This is a genomic window from Cytobacillus sp. FSL R7-0680 (genome assembly GCF_038009245.1).
GTDB classification, from domain to species: domain Bacteria; phylum Bacillota; class Bacilli; order Bacillales; family Cytobacillaceae; genus Cytobacillus; species Cytobacillus kochii.
The window spans coordinates 700,266-721,273 of record NZ_JBBPAO010000001.1 but is presented as its reverse complement, the minus strand read 5'-3'; the positions used below and the strand labels follow the sequence as shown (position 1 = coordinate 721,273).

General features: G+C 35.3%; 24 protein-coding genes. 5 read left to right on the top strand and 19 right to left on the bottom strand.

What is annotated here, in order from left to right; translation table 11 throughout:
- Nucleotides 1-23: 23 nt before the first annotated feature.
- The 4 genes from mraZ to MKY26_RS03760 form a co-directional block, all read right to left on the bottom strand.
- Nucleotides 24-455 (bottom strand): division/cell wall cluster transcriptional repressor MraZ, encoded by a 432-nt coding sequence (gene mraZ, locus MKY26_RS03775; RefSeq protein ID WP_095373480.1) that lies wholly within the window; start codon nucleotides 453-455, stop codon nucleotides 24-26.
- A gap of 393 nt (nucleotides 456-848) precedes the next feature.
- Nucleotides 849-2,483, bottom strand: a complete 1,635-nt coding sequence (bshC, locus tag MKY26_RS03770; RefSeq protein ID WP_341092138.1) for a bacillithiol biosynthesis cysteine-adding enzyme BshC — start codon at nucleotides 2,481-2,483, stop codon at nucleotides 849-851.
- A gap of 165 nt (nucleotides 2,484-2,648) precedes the next feature.
- A complete protein-coding gene (locus MKY26_RS03765) occupies nucleotides 2,649-3,038 on the bottom strand; it encodes a DUF3397 domain-containing protein (protein ID WP_095369623.1) in 390 nt (129 codons plus the stop codon).
- Complete coding sequence (locus MKY26_RS03760) at nucleotides 3,035-3,949, bottom strand: 2-dehydropantoate 2-reductase (RefSeq protein ID WP_341055233.1); 915 nt, start codon at nucleotides 3,947-3,949, stop codon at nucleotides 3,035-3,037. Before MKY26_RS03760 ends, MKY26_RS03765 begins: the two co-directional genes overlap by 4 nt.
- Before the next feature lie 287 nt (nucleotides 3,950-4,236).
- Here MKY26_RS03760 and MKY26_RS03755 point away from each other — a divergent pair, with 287 nt between their 5' ends.
- Nucleotides 4,237-4,683, top strand: coding sequence for a PH domain-containing protein (locus tag MKY26_RS03755; protein ID WP_095369625.1), 447 nt, complete (start codon nucleotides 4,237-4,239; stop codon nucleotides 4,681-4,683).
- A gap of 87 nt (nucleotides 4,684-4,770) precedes the next feature.
- Here MKY26_RS03755 and MKY26_RS03750 read toward each other — a convergent pair whose 3' ends face one another.
- Genes MKY26_RS03750 through MKY26_RS03740 form a run of 3 tightly spaced genes read right to left on the bottom strand, consistent with a single transcriptional unit; the run spans nucleotide 4,771 to nucleotide 7,908 of the window.
- Nucleotides 4,771-6,312, bottom strand: a complete 1,542-nt coding sequence (locus MKY26_RS03750; RefSeq protein WP_341092134.1) for an acyl-CoA carboxylase subunit beta — start codon at nucleotides 6,310-6,312, stop codon at nucleotides 4,771-4,773.
- A gap of 13 nt (nucleotides 6,313-6,325) precedes the next feature.
- Nucleotides 6,326-6,538, bottom strand: coding sequence for a biotin/lipoyl-binding carrier protein (locus tag MKY26_RS03745; protein ID WP_095369626.1), 213 nt, complete (start codon nucleotides 6,536-6,538; stop codon nucleotides 6,326-6,328).
- A gap of 23 nt (nucleotides 6,539-6,561) precedes the next feature.
- A complete protein-coding gene (locus MKY26_RS03740; protein ID WP_095369627.1) occupies nucleotides 6,562-7,908 on the bottom strand; it encodes an acetyl-CoA carboxylase biotin carboxylase subunit in 1,347 nt (448 codons plus the stop codon).
- Nucleotides 7,909-8,172: 264 nt separating this feature from the next.
- Here MKY26_RS03740 and MKY26_RS03735 point away from each other — a divergent pair, with 264 nt between their 5' ends.
- Nucleotides 8,173-8,658: an N-acetyltransferase gene (locus tag MKY26_RS03735; protein WP_095369628.1), complete on the top strand. Its 486-nt coding sequence runs from the start codon at nucleotides 8,173-8,175 to the stop codon at nucleotides 8,656-8,658.
- A 112-nt stretch (nucleotides 8,659-8,770) separates the two neighbouring features.
- Here MKY26_RS03735 and MKY26_RS03730 read toward each other — a convergent pair whose 3' ends face one another.
- The 4 genes from MKY26_RS03730 to MKY26_RS03715 all read right to left on the bottom strand — a co-directional run bounded on the left by MKY26_RS03730 (nucleotide 8,771) and on the right by MKY26_RS03715 (nucleotide 11,391).
- Nucleotides 8,771-9,355: an RsfA family transcriptional regulator gene (locus tag MKY26_RS03730; protein WP_095369629.1), complete on the bottom strand. Its 585-nt coding sequence runs from the start codon at nucleotides 9,353-9,355 to the stop codon at nucleotides 8,771-8,773.
- A gap of 92 nt (nucleotides 9,356-9,447) precedes the next feature.
- Nucleotides 9,448-10,209, bottom strand: coding sequence for an enoyl-CoA hydratase/isomerase family protein (locus MKY26_RS03725; protein WP_307314590.1), 762 nt, complete (start codon nucleotides 10,207-10,209; stop codon nucleotides 9,448-9,450).
- 337 nt (nucleotides 10,210-10,546) lie between these two features.
- A complete protein-coding gene (gene rpmF / locus MKY26_RS03720; RefSeq protein ID WP_095369631.1) occupies nucleotides 10,547-10,720 on the bottom strand; it encodes a 50S ribosomal protein L32 in 174 nt (57 codons plus the stop codon).
- Between the two features lie 149 nt (nucleotides 10,721-10,869).
- Nucleotides 10,870-11,391 (bottom strand): YceD family protein, encoded by a 522-nt coding sequence (locus MKY26_RS03715; RefSeq protein WP_095369632.1) that lies wholly within the window; start codon nucleotides 11,389-11,391, stop codon nucleotides 10,870-10,872.
- 230 nt (nucleotides 11,392-11,621) lie between these two features.
- On the opposite strand from MKY26_RS03715, the gene MKY26_RS03710 reads away from it, so the two are divergent.
- Nucleotides 11,622-12,836 carry a nucleotidyltransferase gene (locus tag MKY26_RS03710; RefSeq protein ID WP_307314596.1) on the top strand — a complete coding sequence of 405 codons (1,215 nt, stop codon included), beginning with the start codon at nucleotides 11,622-11,624 and terminating at the stop codon, nucleotides 12,834-12,836.
- Nucleotides 12,837-12,925: 89 nt separating this feature from the next.
- Here the strand turns inward: MKY26_RS03710 and MKY26_RS03705 are convergent, their stop codons facing one another.
- The 3 genes from MKY26_RS03705 to MKY26_RS03695 all read right to left on the bottom strand — a co-directional run bounded on the left by MKY26_RS03705 (nucleotide 12,926) and on the right by MKY26_RS03695 (nucleotide 15,137).
- The gene (locus tag MKY26_RS03705) at nucleotides 12,926-13,159 is read right to left on the bottom strand and encodes a hypothetical protein (protein WP_095369633.1); all 234 of its coding nucleotides are present in this window, start codon (nucleotides 13,157-13,159) and stop codon (nucleotides 12,926-12,928) included.
- Between the two features lie 173 nt (nucleotides 13,160-13,332).
- Nucleotides 13,333-14,352, bottom strand: a complete 1,020-nt coding sequence (locus tag MKY26_RS03700) for a SepM family pheromone-processing serine protease (protein ID WP_340974422.1) — start codon at nucleotides 14,350-14,352, stop codon at nucleotides 13,333-13,335.
- Entirely contained in the window at nucleotides 14,349-15,137 is a 789-nt protein-coding gene (locus MKY26_RS03695; RefSeq protein WP_322909206.1) for a patatin-like phospholipase family protein, read from the bottom strand. Before MKY26_RS03695 ends, MKY26_RS03700 begins: the two co-directional genes overlap by 4 nt.
- Before the next feature lie 312 nt (nucleotides 15,138-15,449).
- On the opposite strand from MKY26_RS03695, the gene ylbJ reads away from it, so the two are divergent.
- Complete coding sequence (gene ylbJ / locus MKY26_RS03690) at nucleotides 15,450-16,664, top strand: sporulation integral membrane protein YlbJ (protein ID WP_322909205.1); 1,215 nt, start codon at nucleotides 15,450-15,452, stop codon at nucleotides 16,662-16,664.
- Nucleotides 16,665-16,735: 71 nt separating this feature from the next.
- Here ylbJ and coaD read toward each other — a convergent pair whose 3' ends face one another.
- The 3 genes from coaD to MKY26_RS03675 all read right to left on the bottom strand — a co-directional run bounded on the left by coaD (nucleotide 16,736) and on the right by MKY26_RS03675 (nucleotide 19,544).
- Nucleotides 16,736-17,218: a pantetheine-phosphate adenylyltransferase gene (coaD, locus tag MKY26_RS03685; RefSeq protein ID WP_322909204.1), complete on the bottom strand. Its 483-nt coding sequence runs from the start codon at nucleotides 17,216-17,218 to the stop codon at nucleotides 16,736-16,738.
- 23 nt (nucleotides 17,219-17,241) lie between these two features.
- Entirely contained in the window at nucleotides 17,242-17,805 is a 564-nt protein-coding gene (gene rsmD / locus MKY26_RS03680) for a 16S rRNA (guanine(966)-N(2))-methyltransferase RsmD (RefSeq protein ID WP_095369638.1), read from the bottom strand.
- A gap of 398 nt (nucleotides 17,806-18,203) precedes the next feature.
- Nucleotides 18,204-19,544 carry a hypothetical protein gene (locus MKY26_RS03675; RefSeq protein WP_341092129.1) on the bottom strand — a complete coding sequence of 447 codons (1,341 nt, stop codon included), beginning with the start codon at nucleotides 19,542-19,544 and terminating at the stop codon, nucleotides 18,204-18,206.
- A gap of 131 nt (nucleotides 19,545-19,675) precedes the next feature.
- Between MKY26_RS03675 and MKY26_RS03670 the strand changes: the two genes are divergently transcribed.
- Nucleotides 19,676-20,065, top strand: coding sequence for a DUF7147 family protein (locus MKY26_RS03670; RefSeq protein ID WP_095369640.1), 390 nt, complete (start codon nucleotides 19,676-19,678; stop codon nucleotides 20,063-20,065).
- 50 nt (nucleotides 20,066-20,115) lie between these two features.
- Here MKY26_RS03670 and MKY26_RS03665 read toward each other — a convergent pair whose 3' ends face one another.
- Nucleotides 20,116-20,391: a YlbG family protein gene (locus MKY26_RS03665; protein ID WP_095369641.1), complete on the bottom strand. Its 276-nt coding sequence runs from the start codon at nucleotides 20,389-20,391 to the stop codon at nucleotides 20,116-20,118.
- A 122-nt stretch (nucleotides 20,392-20,513) separates the two neighbouring features.
- Nucleotides 20,514-20,954, bottom strand: a complete 441-nt coding sequence (locus MKY26_RS03660; RefSeq protein WP_095369642.1) for a YlbF family regulator — start codon at nucleotides 20,952-20,954, stop codon at nucleotides 20,514-20,516.
- Nucleotides 20,955-21,008 lie beyond the last annotated feature (54 nt).

Sequence of the window (21,008 nt, the reverse complement as noted above, 5' to 3'; positions counted from 1 at the left end):
TATTCATTCGGGTTAGGCCTTGTTTAAATATCAAAGCCAATCATATTTTCTGCAATTTCAGCAAAAGATTCTTCTGACTCTGCAAAATATTCTTCCCAAAGGCTTCTACTCCAAATCTCAATTCGGTTGGAAACACCTAATACGACACATTCTTTATCTAATTTTGCATATTGCATTAGTGGGGAAGCGATATTTACTCGTCCTTGTTTGTCAATTTCACATTCTGTTGCACCCGAGAAGAAAAATCGGGTAAAAGCGCGGGCGTCCTTTTTTGTCATGGGTAAAGCTTTAAGTTTCTCTTCAAGCTCTTTCCATTCTGTTAAGGGATAACCAAATAAACATTGATCCAAACCTCGTGTTAATACAAATGTCTCTCCTAAGTTCTCACGAAATTTAGCAGGTACGATTAAGCGGCCCTTTGTATCAACATTATGATGGTATTCTCCCATAAACATACCCGCTTCACCCACTTTCTAACACAAATGTACCACATTCCCCCACTTTCCTCCACTATTTTAAATGATTCGCTCACGTCCAATAAATTCCTGCTGTTTTTTTATTTTTCAAATATTTTTCTTTCGCTATCTTTTTACAAAAATATTTGCTTTTTTTACCTTATCCATTTCATTTTGAATTAAGCTGAAAGAGAATTGTCAAAAGAAGAAGATTCGTTAGTCACACATTTTAAAAATCGACAAAGACATATTCTTACGGACAACTACAAAATCTTCCCTTGTCGTTTGGCTAGCCTAAACCTCTCCCCCTTTTATGTGCCTATTATTTTACTTTGTGCACAAAAAAAGACTTAAATCCTCCTCTAATATTGAGAAGTATTTAAGTCTTTTGCTTTATACCTTCATCACTTTATGCGTACCATCAAAAGGTAGTTCATGATCGAGAATCCGGGAGAAGAATGATAAACCATACTTATTGATAAAATAAAGTCCATTCCAAACCCTTTCTTGTGGGATACCGTCTGGTTTTACGGAAGATTGGATACGATCAAATTTCGAGAGTATTTTTGTATATTTTTGCTCAGTCGATTGTTTAAATTTAGTTTGTATAAATGCAATTTGCTTTTGTACAAGTGCTTGATTTTTTTCTACGAGTGGGTACATACCCTTTTCTTTCTCTGAAGTATAAGCTAACAACTGTTTGTAAGATTCTTCAATTTTCGCTTGTAATTCGCTTAAGATTTCATCTCGTTCTTTACTTTGGACTGATTGAAGAAATTGATTCTTTCGTTCTTCAGTACCATACATTAATACGTCTTCTAATTGTAATCCAAGCTCTGTCATTTCCGATTCAATTGCTCTCTCTAAAATCGTAAAATTCAAGCGCGGAACAAGTGGCGGCATTTTTAAAGAGAACTGCTCAAACACTTTTTGCAGTTCAGCCCAGTACGCGATTTCCCCTGGTCCAGCAATAAACGCTAATGTGGGGAAAAGTAATTCCTGTGTTAAAGGTCTTGTAACAACATTATTACTCAGTTTCTCGGGTGTTGTTTCAGCCATCGTTAACATTTCTTCTAATGTGAAGCTTATTTTAGCATCTGTATTCACAAAACATTGGGTTTGATGATTGTAATCAAGTAGGATTCTCTCTTTAAAAACTTCATCATAATAGAAGAGATTAGCAGCATTTTCACTAATTTCTAGCATTTTTGCATAACCATCAGCTTGTAATCTCTGTTGATTTTCAAGCACAGCTGTTGTCATTTTTGTCGCAGCTTTGATTTGCTCAGCTAATATGCCCTTTTCCAATTGTCTTAATTGCGCATTACCTGAATCAACCAATAAAAGACCATGTTCTTTAAACATCCCCATAATTAAATGAGCAAATATGTCTACATATGTTTTCGATTGTTCTATAGCCTTATGAATGAATGACATAATATCTTTTGTAAATGCGGTTTCACCAAATGACTCAATGATGTCGTCAACCCACTTGATACAAACATCTGAATCAATAGCGATATTTGATACCATCTTTTTATCATTCGGTGATTCTGGATAAACCAGCTTTTTCATTTGGTTGTTTTCATAACGATAAATATGGTTTACCTCTTGATAATCATGATCCTCACCAGCAATCCAAAAAACAGGTACAACAGGAATATTTAATTCCCGCTCTTTTTCCTTAGCAAAGGCAATGATAGAAATGACTTTATGTATGGAATAAAGAGGTCCAGTCATTATACCTGCCTGCTGCCCTCCAATAACAACTACACTTTTATCATCATTTAGCTTTTTAAGAGATTCTTGTACCTTCTCAGATGTTGGAAAGCCATTCATGAAATCACTTATATGACTTACTAGCTTATCTCGTGAAAAATTTCTCTGACCAAGTTCTTCTATACGTCTCTTTAAATCACTAATATGATTATAACGGTAGTGGAAGTATGGCTGAATTTTCTCATCTTGAGCAGTATACTCTGTTGCAAACCGATTAGTGGCCGGTATTGTGAGATGCAAAATCTCCATCTATGAACTTCCTTTCTAAACACATTTTCCAAGTATCTTTATGAGTATAGCATTGTCAGAAAAGAAAAGAAAAAAACTTTGCTTATGATGGGCTAGATTTTAACTTCTTTTGATTTCATCATTCATAATGATAATATATTTCCTTAGCCAACTAAAGAGTCTTTTTTAAAACATCAAATGACTAATTCTGTTAAAAATACCAATTGCTATTAAAACACAGTAAGCAGTGAGAAAAAACAAAAAATTAATGCGCCAATATCCTTTGAACAATTTACCGTAATCTATTTCTTGCTTAACCCGCCAATAATACAATAGATAAAGTATAGCAGTACTAATAAGGAAAAGAAAAATCAACCAAATGTATGAGCGATTCCAAATTGAAGCAATCATAAAATGGACAGAGAGAATGAGCAGCAATGTGCTAAAATCAAGAGCTAGATGTACAGATTTCTTATGCTTTTTCGTCACTTGTTTACAAATGATAAAAACGAGTAAATACCCTAGAAATGGTATAGTAATAAATGTCGCAATCATCGAGGATAAAAATACACTCAATCTTTCTCCCCCTTTTTCTCCATCCCCTTGATCATAAAATAACAAGATGTTAATAATGGTACACTTTCTTGATTTTTATTTGCTTGGGTAAGACAGTAACCAACAATTGCATCAACTTCTGTTTTCCTGCCTTCAACAATATCTTTAAACATAGATGATTGATTATGAGCAGTCTTCCTACAAATTGATACAACATATGCTTCGATCTCTTGACTATCTTTAATTGAAAGCGCAGCTGTTACTTCTGTAAATAAGATTTTAAATACTTTAAAATAAGATGGGTCTTCAATTAGTAAACCATTTCGAATCTTTAAAATGGCTGTTAAAGGGTTAATCACAGCATTTGCAACTAATTTTTTCAGCATGATGTCCTCATAGTTCTGATAAAGCATGAATGGAAAATCTTCGCTATTAGCCATTACATTTGAAAGTTGGATGGGTTCAGCATTTTCCGTTAAAGGAGCAAGCTTTGTTACTCCTAACCCCGTATGATTCACTTCATTTTTATTTACCTTTAGTGCACCATGTTCAACTGTACCAATATAGACTTGTTGATTTTTTAACCGTTCGAGCTTTTCTAAATGACCCATACCATTTTGCAGGAAGATAAATAACGTTTTTGTATGTATGCTAAGAGTGGCAAGGAGTGTGTCAAGGTGATATTCTTTTACAGCAACAAAGGTAATCTCATCTTGCCCTTTCCAATTATGTATATATTCAACATGAATACGTTCATTCCTCCGATTTTCTTTCGTATTTAAAAAGATACCTTCTAAGGAGATAATGTCCTTTTGCTCATCTGAACGCACATAAAGAGTAACCTCATGTTGTTTATTTAAATAGAAGGCATATAATAGTCCGATAGAACCTCCACCAATAATCCCAATTTTCATCATTATCACTTCACTCACAATGTATTTAGTCTCATTTTAGCAAATTTCGCTATTGAAAGGTGAGACGATTCTTTTTTTCTTGAAAGTTTCATCTATTTTTCTTTTTTGTTTGACTAGGTATAACATAATTATTACTAAAAATTCTACATGCAAATAAACAATATAGATCTAAAAGAGTACATTCGTTTCACTTTTAAAATAAATAATGATATGAGGTAATACGAACATACTTGTGAATTTTTCAACATTTACGAAACCGATTAAACAAGAAAAGCGTATGCATAATAACGAAAGGAAATGATGATATGTATTTTCCATCAAAGAAAGATTTATGGTTGTCAATAATCTATTGGTTATGTGCATTGTTTTTTATTATTCCACCCATCTTCTTTCCAAACTTCGGTGTTTGGATAAGCCCATCGTTCCTAGATAAACAATGGATAAAAATCTCTACTTTATCGCTCATTGGATTATGTCTGCTGTGGATTTGGTTTAAGACAGGGTATACAATTAAAAGCGATGTTCTTACTATTCAATATGGCCCTTTTAGGTGGACAATCAAGTTAGCTGAAATACACAGCGTTACGGAAACGAAAAACCCGTTTACAGATCCTGCTTTGTCTATTGATAAACTTGAAATTAATTATGGGAAGTTCAAAACAATTGCCATTTCACCTAAAAACAAAACTGAGTTTATCAATCAACTGAGAAAGCAAAACTTAAACATTAGCACCGATAAGATCAATTGGTAGATTGTACATTTCCAGAAATTCAATCAATAAATATCTATAAAAGAAAAAACCCTGATTACTCTCCTAAGAAAGGTCAGGGTAGGGTCTTTAAACTGGATTTACTGGGTGTTTTCTAGAAACGATTGGTATATCTTTTGTTGCGTATAACTCAAAGCGGTTAATAAGGGCACTTCTAAGCTCGCCTGGAGCGATAATATCATCTATAATGAGTTCCGATGCCAATTTATAAATATCAATTGTTTCCTTATATTCTTTTTGTTTTTCTTGTACATACGCAATGCGCTCTTTCATATCTTCAATTTCATTAATCTTATTAGAATAAACAGCATTAACTGCAGCCTCAGGTCCCATAACGGCTATTTGAGCAGTTGGTAAGGCAATACAGCAATCCGGTTCAAAAGCAGGTCCCGCCATCGCATACAATCCCGCACCGTAAGCTTTCCTGACAATAACTGAAATCTTCGGTACTGTCGCGGAACTCATTGCAGCAATTAACTTCGCACCATGTCTAATAATACCTGCTTTTTCTACTTTTGTGCCAATCATAAACCCTGGAACATCCGCTAGAAATAACAACGGAATATGATAAGCATCACATAGTGAGATAAACTTTGCTGCTTTATCAGCCGAGTCAACAAAAAGAACGCCACCCTTAACCTTTGGCTGATTCGCTATAATCCCGACTGGCTTTCCATCTATTCTCGCTATTCCAGTAATAAGTTCAGCAGCGAATAATTTCTTCATTTCAAAAAAACTATTCTCATCAACTAGTTGTTCAATACATTCATACATATCAAATGGGGCATTTTGATTCACAGGAATGATCTCTTCTAAAGACTTACCAGCTTTAGGCGCTACAGGTTCTTTAGTTGGAGGTAACTCTTGAAAATTCCCCGGAAAATAAGATAAATAGTTTTGTGCAACCGTAATCGCTTCTTCTTCACTGTATGCTAAGTAATCGCCACAACCACTAACAGAACAATGCATTCTTGCTCCGCCCATTTCTTCTAAGGAAACCTTTTCCCCAATCACTTTTTCCGCCATTCTTGGTGATCCTAAATACATAGAAGCATTCCCGTCTACCATAATGACAATATCACAAAATGCGGGAATATACGCGCCGCCTGCTGCAGATGGTCCAAATAGTAAACAAACTTGTGGTACAACACCTGAAAGTTTTACTTGATTATGAAAAATTCTCCCAGCACCTCTACGGTTTGGAAACATATCTAATTGATCAGTTATTCTTGCACCGGCTGAATCTACTAAATAAAGCAATGGAGCTTTAAGTTTTTCAGCTGTTTCTTGAATTCGAATAATCTTTTCAACTGTTCTAGCTCCCCATGAACCTGCTTTAATAGTAGAATCATTCGCCATCACACAAACTGTGCGCCCATTAATCTTTCCTACTCCCGTGATGACTCCATCAGCTGGCAATCCTTCTTCACTACAGTTAGCAAACTTACCATCTTCTTCGTAAAAACCATCATCCAATAATAGTTCCAAACGCTTTCGTGCAAATAATTTATTTTGGCCTTCAAGCTTTTCGTGGTATTTAGGTGCACCACCTGCTTCAATTTTCTTTCGTCTCTCTTTTAAATCGTCTGTTAATGTTTGTATCGTTGTCATGATTTATCTCTCCTTATTCTAAAACTAATAAAGAATCGCCTTCATTTACAAAATCACCGATATTAACTTTTAATTCAGCTACTTTACCGCCTTCATTGCTCTCAACAGGGATTTCCATTTTCATACTTTCTAAGACAAGCACTTCCTGCCCTGCAGTAATTTCATCACCATTTGCAACTAACACATTAAGAACTGTACCTGCCATATTTGCTACGATTTCTTTCATTTTCTTTTCCTCCTTGGATGGTATTACTGTTTTTTTATTAAAGATTTATTTTTCAAAAAATCAGTTGTATATTTACCTTTACTAAAATCTTGATCAGCTAAAATTTCTACAAACAACGGAGCATTCGTTTTAATACCAGAAATTTCTAGATCATTAAAAAATTGTGCTGCCTTTTGTAATGTTTCCTCTCGATTCTCGCCATTTATAATACATTTCGCTATCATTGGATCGTAAAACGGAGTTACTTTAGAACCTTCAACATAGCCATAATCAATACGGATACCATCAAGGTTTCCCCATTTTAGTTTACTAATCGTACCAGGTGAAGGCATAAATGTAACGGGGTCTTCCGCATACAGGCGGAACTCCATCGCATGTCCAACTGATTTGATTTCACTTTGCTTAAGGGGAAGTTCATTTCCTTTAGCAATATCAATTTGCCATTCTACAAGGTCAATCCCGGTGATTTGTTCTGTGACAGGATGCTCGACTTGGAGACGTGTATTCATTTCAAGGAAGTAGAAATTCTCATCCGCATCGACGATAAATTCAACGGTACCAGCATTTTTATAACCTACTGCCTCTCCTGCTTTAATAGCAGTCTCAAGCATCTTATCCCTCGTTTTCATTGAAAGAGAAGGGCTAGGCGATTCCTCAATGACTTTCTGATGCCTTCTTTGAATAGAACAATCTCTTTCAAATAAGCTAACAATTTGTCCCTTATCATCACCAAATATTTGTACCTCAATATGACGACTACCCTCTATACACTTTTCTACAAATACTTCATCACTGCCAAAATATGCTTTCGCTCTTGATTTTGTCGAGGAGAAGGCATTTTTGAGCGCTTGCTCAGTTTCACAGCGCACCATACCGATTCCACCACCGCCCCCACTTGCCTTAAGCATAATAGGGTAACCATATGTTTCAGCTAAAGCCAGAGCAGCTTCAACTGTTACAACACCACTATTGCTACCGGGCACAATAGGTACACCCGCTTTTTCCATCGTTTGCCTAGATATAATCTTATCTCCCATTTTTTCAATTGTGTCAGGGTTTGGACCGATAAAGATAATACCTGCTGCATGAATTCTTCTAGCAAATTCTGCATTTTCCGATAAGAAACCATAGCCTGGATGAATGGCATCAACTTTCTCTGCTAAAGCTATTTGAATGATTTTCTCAACATTTAAATAAGATTGATTGACCGGTGGTGGTCCAATTAAAAATGCTTGATCTGCCTCAATAACAAAAGGCATCCCTTCATCTGCCTCTGAGTATATTGCTACCGTTTCGATCCCCAGTGCTTTACAAGTTTTAATAATTCTTAAGGCAATTTCTCCTCTATTGGCAATTAAAATTTTCTGCAATCATTTATTCTCCCTTCGTTCGTTGTTACATTAACCAAATGCAAATAAAATTAATTTATCGCAATATTCCCTATTTCTACAAGGTTCGCTCTTTTTCCTTCTTTTTTATTGAAAACGCTTACGTTTATTTTTGAACAATACATTTTTATGTCTTGAATGATAAAAGAATGACAGTTTACTAAAGAAATTTTCTTAATATTGTTATATAATGATATAGAGTAAGCGCATTCAATAAATTACATAGGTGTTTTAGGGGGATGAATCATGAGCTATAAAGTTGAAAGACTAAAAGTAAATTACAGAACCTTAGAAGATTTTAAAAAGTTTAAAGAATATGGTCTTCAAGAATTATCAATGCTCGAGGATCTCGAAGGCAATATAATAGAAAACGGAAGCCAATCGCCTTTTTATGGCATTTACTTTGGGGACCTACTGGTTGCCCGCATGAGTCTTTATAAAGTAGAAGCTAAATTCGACCGTTACTTCCAACCTTCTCATGATTATTTAGAACTTTGGAAGCTTGAAGTATTGAAGGATTATCAATCAAAAGGTTATGGAACAGCACTTGTTAACTTCGCCAAGAGCTTTAACCTACCTATTAAGACAAACACAAGAATTAAGTCAAAGGAATTCTGGGAAAAGATGGGCTTCACTTCAGCCCAATATGATATGGATAGGGATTTAGGGGAAAATCCTGTTCTATGGTTTCCCGAAGGTATGGTAAAGGAATCTTTAAAAGAAGACGAATAAACATAAATAGGCACTCCATTAGGATGGAGTGCTCTTTTATGTTTATAATTTAAAATAAAAATGGATAAGGAAATTTAAGTATAAATAGTATCAATAAATTGTAGGATAGAAACTAAACACGAACATTCTTTTCGCGATCGTCCGTTTTTAGTACAACCATTTTTCTTGCCTTCTCCATTATTTCTACAAGCGCCTTATAATCCTGCTCCAATGTTTGTATTTCTTTTAATAACCTTTCATTTTCAGCAGCTAAATAAAATGTTTGTTTTTCTAAAGAAATAATTTTCCCCTCATACTGAGATAATGAGTTTTTTTCAGCAGAATTGGCGTTTTCCGCTTGTTCAAATACAGATTTAAGGCTCTCTACAATTTCATTAAAGCTTAATTGCGGGTGGCTTGTTGAAACATGTTTATCTTTTGCCACCTCTTCAACAACCAATGATGTTAGTTCTGGGTCTTTTTTACGGTTCTTTAATTCTTTCCGTTGTTTCTTTGCTACATCTATCGCTTTCTTATATTGCTTTCTTACATAAGAGTTCCAACGAAACCCACACGCAGCACCTGTTCTTGATAGCTTTTTACCCACTTCTTCAAATGCTTGAAGTTGTGTTCCTCCCCCTCTTATCTGGCGAAGAACGACTTCAGCTAGCAAAACATCTTCATCTTGTGACCACGCATCTTGACGAGTAGAAGACATCCCTAACCCCTCCTAGTAGTGTTTTTATTTCATCTTATGCTTATACTAGAAAAGATAGACTTAAACATGGGATATTCACTCGTTTTCTTTATTTACTTATTTTTTGTTAAAAATTTATTTACCGCTTGATGATGACTTTCCATACTCCAAAGTGTCGAGCAAGTGCGAACTTCTTCTTCCATTCTTTTTTCTAATTGTGTGACCTTCCACTTACGAACAAGGATCTCTTTATAGGCAGATAAAACATTTGTATGAATTCTATTAATGTTGGCAAAGAATTGTTGCACTACTTCCATACTCACTTGATCATAAATAGCATGAATAAAACCTTTATTATACAAGTCTTCTGCCGGGAGTGGCCTAGCTTCCATCAGTAACTTTAAAGCGACTTCGTTCTCCAACTTCTCTAACAATAGGCTACCTCCGCCCCAACCTGTAGTAATGGCTAAAGTACCTTGAATAAAGCCCATTTTCGTTCCTTTTTTAGCGATGCGGAAATCACATGCTGTAGCTAGTTCACAACCACCACCTACTGCAGTTCCATTAATAAGGGCAATTGTCGGCTTGTTGAGTGTAGTGAGCTTATATAAAATCTTTGACATTTTAGATAGCATGTTATAGGCATCTTCTGCAGTGATCAAATTTTGAAAAGCGGATAAGTCACCACCAGAGCAAAAAGCACTCTCTCCTTCTCCAGTGATGACCAACCCTTTTATATTTGCTTCTTGTTTAGTCATTTTAATTACTTTAAGTAGGCCATCCATTACCTCATAATTAATGGCATTTCTCTTATGTTCTCTAGTAATCGTGAATACAAGCAAATTTTCTTCTTTATGTATTGAATAACTGCTCATTATCATCAAATCTCCTTTAAAAAGTATAATTTAACTAAAAAAATTAGGAATCCGTTTTGCAAAGCATTTAGGTCCATTGGGCTTATACCTTGGTTTTTCATTATCATTTTTATGTTTGACGGGTTTAAATCCATTATTCCTACTGATTCAGCCTAATAAGATTCCACTTCGAAATGCAGTTCTTTCTCGCTCTAGTTCTCAAGTTGTAGATGCGTAATAGGTGATTACGGGTGCTCAAGAATACTCCACTGCATAACCTATCTACTTTTGCCAGCTAAATTGACAATAGAAAAAACGCTGAAGCTTTTATTGCTCCAGCGTTTTGTCATATGAAAAATTAGTTGTTTACAACTTCTTTTCCTTTGTAAGTTCCACAAGCTTTACAAACGCGGTGTGAAAGTTTCATTTCACCACAATTTGGGCATTCTACCATACCAGGAACCTGTAATTTAAAATGGGTACGACGTTGTCTTTTTGCAGTTTTAGATGTTCTTCTAAAAGGTACAGCCATTATTCCCACCTCCTTATAGAGATTTAGAGTCGTTCAAACTTGAGGATTAACTTCTATTAATAAAATAGAGTAGAAAAGACCTCTCTATATTTTGAACATACACTATGAAGAAAAAATTATTAAGACCAGCTTTCACTGTTTTCTTCCAGTTATGAATCAGAAGAATCCTTTTGATTAAGTAGCTGAGCAAGTCCAGCAAGACGTGGATCAATCTTTTCCGTTTTCTCTTGCTCGGAAATGACCTCCCAATCTTTTCCTGATTGAGGAGCGCCCTCTTCACCGCTATCATCGCAGAATACTTGCATAGGGACCTCAAGCACAAGCAGTTCATGTATAATAGGCATCATGTCTATTACATCACCTTGCACTTGATGAACTTCCTCTTCAGTTTCATAATCACTAGCTTTCAAGAGGAATGTTTCAATTGTTTCCACACTAATTGGATATTTAACGTCAACTAATGTGCGAGAACAAGGGAGAATCAAATGACCTTCCATTTTAAAATGGACAATCACTTTCTCAGAATCAATATCTGCTCGACCAGTAATTCTCATTGGTGATGCATCTCTGATTTCAGCATCCATTTTGATTACTTCATCAACATTGACGATTTCATCAAAAGAGAAGTCCTTGCTTCGATATTTCTGTAACTGACTTAAAGTCCATTTCATATAAATCACCCCAAGGCAACAAAGGTAATTATAGCTTTCATATAATTATTTGTCAATATTTTTTCTTTACAGTCAGAAGGTTATTGAAAAGAGATTCATTTATCTCATTTTCTCTTAGTATTGTAACCAATTTTGTTCAATTTGCAAACCTTTATCGTCGATTTATGTAAGCATTAGTGAAATTTTATTTCTTCATTTATAATTAAGATTTAAGAAGGAGTGGTTAACAGATGAAAGCTGTTGGTATTGTCGTTGAATATAATCCTTTTCATAATGGGCATGCCTATCAAGTAGAGCAAGCAAAAAAAGAAACAGGTGCAGACGTGGTGATTTGTGTGATGAGTGGTAATTTCCTGCAAAGAGGAGAGCCGGCAATCGTATCAAAATGGGCACGGGCTGAAATGGCATTGGCTGGTGGTTGTGACCTTGTTTTTGAACTTCCTTTTTCATTTGCGACATCTCAAGCAGATATATTTGCAAATGGAGCCATTTCAATACTCGATGCCACTCTGTGTCAATATTTATCATTTGGTAGTGAGCAAGGTAGTATACAGCCCTTTTTATCAACTTATCGTCAGTTACATCAACATGAAAAGGAGTATAACCAACTGATTAGAAATTATAGTAAAGAAGGCTATAGTTATCCTAAATCTGCATCTCTTGCTTTCCAACAATTGACCATCGATGAAGAAATAGTGGACCTAACTAAACCAAATAATATTCTTGGCTTCCAATACATAAAAGCTATAAAGCAACAAAATGCGAAAATGGAGCCAACAACCATCGCAAGAAAGAATGCCGAGTACCATGATGAAGACTTTAACTCATCAACCATAGCAAGTGCAACTAGCATAAGAAAAAAGATATTTTCTCAAGAAGCAAATATAGAAGAAACTTTTAAATATATGCCGAGAACCTCATATGAAGCCTTGCATTCGTATTATAAAAAGTTTGGAGTTCTGCATCATTGGGAACTGTATTGGCCTATGCTACAATACCGCTTGCTCAGTTCGTCACCTGCTCAACTTAGAGAAATTTATGAGGTTGAAGAAGGAATCGAATTCCGTTTAATCGAAGCGAGCAAGACTTCAACTTCTTTTCAAACATTTATGGAAGCAGTGAAAACAAAACGATATACTTGGACACGCATCCAGAGAATTTGTTTATATATACTTATCAATGCAGGTAAACAATCTATGTCACATTTAAAACAAGCACCATACCTTCGCCTCCTTGGTATGTCCAAAAAAGGAAGGGTTTACTTAAATAAATATAAAGGCGAGTTTAAGCTTCCTCTCATTTCTAAGGTCTCAGACAAAAATCGAGAGTCATTAGCACTAGATCTTAAAGCAACTAGAATATATGCGCTTGCAGCTAATTCTCCACAACAGCAGGAGCTTTTAAAACTTGACTTTAGCCAACCACCAATCATTTATGACAAATGATATAGATACGTGCCGAATGTTTACTGCGAAAAACAATGTTTGAGAGATGGTCGAATAAAACTGCTTTTGCTCGTCTATCTCTCATTTTTTTAATCTGGATGGACGCGAAATTCGATTGTGACTGCTATCTTGGCTTTTTTCACTACGGATAGACGCACTTTTCCCTTTTGTTCTGCTATCTTTATCATTTTAATTCTGGATGGACGCGCAAGACCGTTTTGCTTATCTATCTTGAAGTTTTCCACTCCAGATGTACATATAAATTCCTTTGATTGGCTATTTCTAGTTGACCGAGCTAGGTCCTTCTCCTCTTCATTCTTCACACTACTTGTACACCTAGGCAATAGAATTCGAATAAATTTACATAGATTGTATAATTTGGTGTTACTTATAACTAAGCAGAAATAAATCTCATAAAAAAAACGGAGAAATTCTGATGATTGAGCAGAATCTCTCCGTTTATACATTACATGCCCCACACGACAGGTCCTTGGATCTATGATTTATTTTCTAGCCCTTCTAAGTACTTCACGGCATCAGCAAAAGTGTCAATTGGGATGATTTTCATATCAGTACCAATATCTTTAGCTGTTTTAACAGCTTCTTTGTAGTTTGACTTATTACTATTATTCTCATTCGGTGCAAAGAAAATGTCTGCGCCGGCATTATCTGCAGCCACAATTTTTTGATCTATTCCACCGATGCGCCCTACTGTGCCATCTGGTGAGATTGTGCCAGTTCCAGCGATTTCATAATCCTTTGTTAAATCTCCCTCAACTAACTGATTATAAATTTCTAATGAAAACATAAAGCCAGCTGATGGACCTCCAATTTCACTTGTATCAATCGCCACTTCTGGATCTACTGATATCTCTTTATCATCCACTAAAGTAATGCCCACACCAGCCTTCCCAGTCGCAGCAATTTTCTCTAGTTCGATATCGGTTTCTCTTTGTTCCCCATTTCTTTCAAACGTAAGGGATATGCTATCACCTTCCGATTTTGATGAAACCATATCAATGAATTGCTCCGAAGATTGAAAAGATTTTCCATCTACTTTTGTTACCCTATCTGATGCTTCAAGTTTCCCTTCTGCTGGCATACCTTCCATAATATTAAGTACATACACGCCTTGATAATTGTAATTCACATCTAATCCAGCATGTTGATATGCCACTTCTATGGCTGACTGCTTGGAGTTATCCATTAAGTATAATTGCCTTAACTGATATTCTCTATCTGTTTCATCATCTCTTCGGATATCCTCGATAGGATAAATATGTTGATATTTTTGCCATTTTGCCCATAAATAGGTATAAATATTAGCTTTGCCCATTCTTATAGTCGTAAGCATGAAACTACCTGTAGCGCTGTCACCATTCTCAACTTCAATGATTGGTTCTAATTCTTTCGCCATACCTGGCTTTGAGACATAATAAGGAAGTTGTATAAAAGAAGTAACAAGGACGAGTAATGCTAAGACGAAGAAGGAGCGAGCCCAAATTTTTCTTTTCATTCATTTGGCTCCTTCCAATTTTTGATAATTTCTTTTATTGTGTCGATATATTTGAGCGCTTCCTCTTCTCCTATCTTAATTATTTCATTTATATTTGTAAAAGCTTTTGAACTATACATCTCTACACTTGGTCGAATCATCACATTGGATGCTATTTCACGGTTAATCACATTCTCCATTTGTAAAATATCTAGGCTCTGCATAATAACATCATAAATGGAGTGTATCTCTGTCTGAACATTTACTCTTGAGACATCAACAGCAATAATAATATCTGCGCCCATATCTTTTACAACTGAAACAGGCACACGGTCAATAACCCCTCCATCAACTAGTAGCCGTCCTTCAACCTTTTCAGGTACAAAAATACCAGGAATAGATATACTTGCTCTAACAGCTTCTGCTATTGGCCCGTCTTGAAAAATAACCTTTTCTCCCTTCTGGATGTCAGTTGCGACTACAGAAACAGGAATTTTTAAATCTTCTATTTTCTTGTCTTGTGTGAATACACGGATGAATTCCTTCACTCGATTACCAGCGACAAATCCCATTCTAGGGACCGTAAAATCTAAATAATACTTTCTTTTAAAAACAGTGGAAAATTTATATAATGTTTCAATATCTATTCCTGTAGCGTAAAAGCAGCCTACCATTGCCCCCATACTGCTCCCTGCAATCATGTCAATTGGTATATCTTCATCCACAAGCGCTTTTATTACACCAAGATGTGCAAACCCACGCGCACCACCAGATCCGAGAGCAAGACCTATTTTTGGTCGAACCAAAATCTTTCCCTCCAATCCCTTTCATAAAATGATTGTCTTTCTTCTTTAATGTATTGATATCAAACAACCAAATACTATTTATTATCTTATGTATAAATAGTTGCTTTAGTTAACAGACGAATGATTTCATTTTCAGATATTTCCATACTTTTTTTGTAAAGTTCGAATCTTTTTAAAATGAAGATTCATCAATAGTAAGTAAATGTCATTTTGAAATCAATGGTCTAATTTTTCATCTGTCGTCGTATATTCAATAGAAGAAGGACATGCTTACATTGTGTTCCAGCCGTATTACATAAGGGAGGCTCGTTCGTGTCACGTTCAAAGTTAAAAACATTCATGCTTGCACTTTCGGCATCATTAATCGCCGTTTCACTTATATTATATCCACAAGAATCCGTTGATGCATCGAGAAGGGGCCTCGAAATGTGGTGGGAGATTGTTTTTCCTTCACTTTTACCGTTTTTTATTATAGCCGAGGTTTTAATCGGTTTTGGTGTAGTAAAATTTATTGGTGTACTATTAGAACCACTCATGCGACCACTATTCAGAGTTCCAGGTGTAGGTGGCTTTGTGTTAGCCATGGGAATGGCATCTGGTTATCCAGCTGGAGCAAAGTTCACTGTAAGATTAAGACAAGAGAAACAAATATCACGTCTGGAAGCAGAGCGACTTGTTTCCTTCTCTAACTGTTCCAATCCCTTGTTTATTTTTGGCGCAGTGTCTGTTGGTTTCTTTCATAATACAAAATTAGGGATTATCCTTGCTTTAGCCCATTATCTTGGTAATTTAACTGTAGGTTTAATCATGCGGTTTTACGGACGAAAGGAAGAAAAGAAGAACACTAAGATAGCGACGCCCCCCGCGCGAAAATTTTCATTTAAGGAAGCATTTAATGTCTTACATGAAACAAGATTACAAGAACAGCGTCCATTAGGAAAACTTGTTGGTGATGCTGTAATATCTTCTATTCATACTTTATTAATGATCGGTGGCTTTATTATTTTATTTTCGGTCATAAATAAATTATTATTCCACATCGGCATTACAGACTTTTTCGCTCATGGGCTCGGTTTATTATTATCTATTTTCCAAATCTCCCCTGATTTTAGTAAAGCATTATTTTCTGGCATATTTGAACTGACTCAAGGAAATCAGATGACTGCTCAAGTCGATCATGTTCCGTTGCTACAAAAAGTAATGATCGCCAGTGCTATCTTGGCCTTCTGTGGATTTAGTGTTCAATCACAAGTCGCAAGCATTATCGCTCAATCCGATATTCGTTTTAAGCCATTTTTCATCGCTCGTATTATTCATTCATTTATTGCTGCTTTTTACGCCTACCTTTTTTGGCATTTACTCTACGACCGTGTGTCATTTGAGCAACCATCTAACGCCATACCCGTTTTTCAAGGCGAAGCCTTTACCATATATGATTACATGATAACACTTGGACCTCTCATTACTTTATTTTCTCTTATTTTATATATTTTCATCTACTATCGTAGGCATTTTCTTTCCCATTAGTACACGACCTTAAAACTAAAAGATTGTATAAAAAAAGGCAGACACTCCCTGAGTTGATCTGCCTCTTTATTTTACTTAGCGAATTTTTTATGTAGCGCATCTTGTACCTCAGCTGGAACGAGGTCAGAAATATCTCCTTGATATTTTGCCACTTCTTTTACGATACTTGAGCTCAAGAAGGAATATTGATTATTCGTCATAACAAAGAATGTTTCAATCTCATCATTTAATACGCGATTCATCGATGTGATTTGCATCTCATATTCAAAGTCAGATACTGCCCTTAGACCGCGAATGATTGCTTTTGCATTTACACTTTTTGCATAATCCACTAATAAACCTTGAAAAGTCCCAACCTTGACATTAGGAATGTCTTTCGTCACTTCTTCAATTAAATGAATTCTTTCTTCAACAGAAAAGAGTGGATTCTTAGAAGAATTATTAAGTAGCACGACATGTATTTCATCAAATACTTTTGCTCCCCTTTTAATAATATCTAAATGGCCAAAAGTAATTGGATCAAAACTTCCTGGGCATACGGCAATCCCGCTCATTTTTATTCCCCCTGCTTTCTAATTTATTCATTAGGTACAATATAACGATAAATGGAAACAGCAATGATACCATAGCTTTCATACTTTACTTGTTCTAAGTCCCCGCATAATGTGGGTAATTGTATATCCGAGCTATGTTCACACATTATAATGCCACTTTGCTTTAGTAACCTCTGTTGACTAATGATTTCTAACAATTTAACGAGTTGCTGCTTTTTGTAAGGTGGATCAAGGAAGATATAATCAAATTGCAACTCCCTTTTCATAATGGCTTTTAAAGCTCTTTCTGCGTCATTTCTATAAACTTCAACGTCTTCTTCGATTTTACAAATTCGTAAATTTTCATGTACTGTATGTATTGCTTTGCTATCACGATCAACGAAAATCGCTTTTTCTACACCTCTACTTAATGACTCAATCCCAAGGCCGCCACTTCCAGCGAACAAATCAAGTGCAATGCCACCATCAAAATAGGGTCCTATCATATTAAAGATTGCTTCTTTTACTTTATCAGTTGTTGGTCTTGTTGATTTGCCAGGAACGGCTTTAAGTTGCATTCCTTTATATTGACCAGATACTACCCGCATACTACTACTCACCACTTATTCTAAATTCAATTTTTCTTCATCATCCTACCATACTTTTTATAGGAAACAAACTCATATTCTCCTAAGTATTTCAAGAGATGTCGAATAAAAATGTATAACAATGTCTTATATGGAGATAATGAAATTAACAGCATCTAAACGATGTTGTTGCCAACCGCGGAGAAGACTTACGTTTCCCCATAAGTTCTTCCTCCGGTTTCTCCTCTCCCTTTACCTTCTGCCTATTAGATGGTTGGAAGGACCCTGTAGGTTTTTGCTACAGGGATTTTTTTATTTTTATCGACGGTGAACTCATTCAAATAGGAATGATTCTATCATTCCACATATGCTTTCCTTTTACATGTCAAAATAAACTTTATTACCCTCTTCTCTGAAGTTTATATGAAAAATAGACTGGAGCCATTTTTTTCTAAATAATACTCTCCATTCATCTTTTTCAGTGGATGTTCTAACAAGCCAAAAACCTCTTCGTTTCTTATAAAAATCGACTGGTCTGAATATAGACGATAAACATCTTTGTCATTAAAGATTGCCCATTCCGTTTCAGATAAACGCTCTGTTTCAAACTCGAGGAATGACATTGTCTTTTGTAGAGGTACCCACTCTATTCCATCAATTTCAATTACTTTCACAGTTAATTTTTTATTATTCCAATGATAATCTTTCATTGTATATAATTCTAAAGAAACCGGTTGTTTATTCCTTAATAATTCAGCAAAGAAGTTCGTTTGTTTTCCCGTTATTTGATAAAGTATCTCATCCATATCTTCTGGTACGAAACTTTCATCCAAGTCGGAAATATTGGCAACAAGCTGTTCCAACTCACTTGAAGTTAGCTTTTCTTTTAGTTCGTTAAAAGCATACATACTTAAATCAAACCGAGGATTTTCATCAATAATAAATGAGGTTAACAAATCCAATAACCATTCTATTTCTTCACTTTCAATAGAATGGAAATAGAGAGCGTCTACTAATTCTCTTTCTAATAATTCTCCACTAGGTAAAATGAGAATGCCTCCAAATAGACCACTTTTCAACTGATTAGTTGTAATGATACTTAAAAAATTTGCTTCTTTTACCTTTTCTTCATGTTTTTGTATCAGTTCTTTGATCTCAGGATAGTGATTACCATAGTACGAATACTGCGTTTCGTTTCGCTCGGTGTTTATTTCTTCATTATACCAAAGCAGTGCCGGATTGTTGGTCTTACCAGAAAAGAAGTAATAATCTATTAGATCCTCTTTTACGAACCCAGATAAAGGAATACCAGCCAGCCACTTTCCATTTCGATGGTGAGATTCAATGATTTTTAATTCCACATGATCTATAGTGACACCCTTTAATTGAAATAACCAATCACGAATCAAAGTGTTAGTCTTTTTATTTAGAGGCAAACTATAGGTAATATGTAACTGACTACCTTTAGTTTCAATTATATTTTCAGCTCGCCAAACTCTCTTACACTCATCTTTATCATTATATGTACATGTCCAATTTGAAGCTTTCTCCGGTACGATTATTTCGTAAATGGATTTGTCAGATAAACTAGAAATCGTTTGAAAGATTTGCACAGATTTTTCATCTGAATGAATGGTAACATTTGTTTGTGCACTTTCTTGTGCATTGACAGTTTGCTCATCTGTTATGAATTGGTCCCATTGGTTAAAAAATATACAGAGAATAATGATAACAAAAAGAATAGAAATGACCTTTTTCATCTTGTGCTCCCTTACTACTCATTCAAGAGATAATTGTACCTAATTATATATAAACACCGAATATCCTTCTAATCAATAAAAAAAAATGATAAAGTAGGGAAGTGTTGATTAAACATAAAAGGAGAACAAATATGATTCAAAGATTTATTGAACTCGGAGAAGGGTTTTCTGACATTTATGAATTGATAGAGATAGCGAAAAGGAATGATGACCGCCTTAAACATATGATGGTTTTACATACAACCATAAATGATAAGGCGATGAGTTCACTTATCGTGATATTAAACCCACCTGCTGAAGGTAAATTCCAACCTATATATATATGCAGAGAAGGCGTGCCAAATCATACAATCAAACCTAATAAACGCTTTCAATTATTTGCGGATACAGCGAAAGAGTTAAATAAAGAACTCATCCAATTCAATGTGAAACCTTCGACACTTTTCTCTGAGAAAGACTTATATTTTCAACATTTAATCGCTATTTTCAGGTTAAATCACTATTTACCTGCACTAACTTAAACAAACCTAGGCACTATATTTACTATATGTGCCTAGGTTTGTTTAAGTTGTTAAATGCCCATCTTATAATCATACTCTTTTGCTTTATCTGGTTTTGCGTTTTCAAATTCAGTTTTTAAAAAAGGTTTGTATGAAGGTTCAACTTTTTTAACAAACGAATATGAACTAATCTTTTCAGTTAAAGCGTCGATATCCTCCATGTTACAATAAACAACTACGTACTTTAACCGTTTCGATACAAAATGAACGTTCCCAAAGCGACGTAACATTTTCGCTTGCTTTAATGAATAAAGCCAAACAATTAAACCTTGCCTCTCTCCAAGCATAATACTTCCCCTTTTGTTCAAATGATTGTTATTAGTCTAGCATATATTTCATTATTTTTACAATGTGATTGATTTTTTCATTCTCTATCTTTTAAAAAAACAGTGCGGTCATGACCGCACTGTTAAGCAGAACAGCTACATGCTCCGCCTGATCCACAACCACCCGAACAAGCATTATCAAAAAATGGGTTACCTGTTGGGACTTTAATATGTTGAGACACAGAGTGACTTATAATGACGCTAATTTCGTCAAGCAAACTCTGTAACTCTGTTTCCGATTGCCTATACGCTGCAACATACGGATCCATATCCATTTCTCTCTTTAACTGACGTATAGACATCGTAACTCTTTTATAATCAGGATGATACTTACCAAATCGTTGTACATCCTCATAAAGATCTTTCATTTCAACAAATTGACGAATCTTTTCCTGAGTTTCAGGATTTGATTGCATCTCCTTGAGGCATTGCTTGTATTGAGTAGCTTCCTCAGACTTGACAATCATCGTGACAATCTCATCGGCTACGTCCAATATCTCTAATCTTTCTAAAGTAGCAAGCATCTGGAAGCTCACCTCCACTTTTCATCATATCATGGAATACCTAAAATCTAAAGT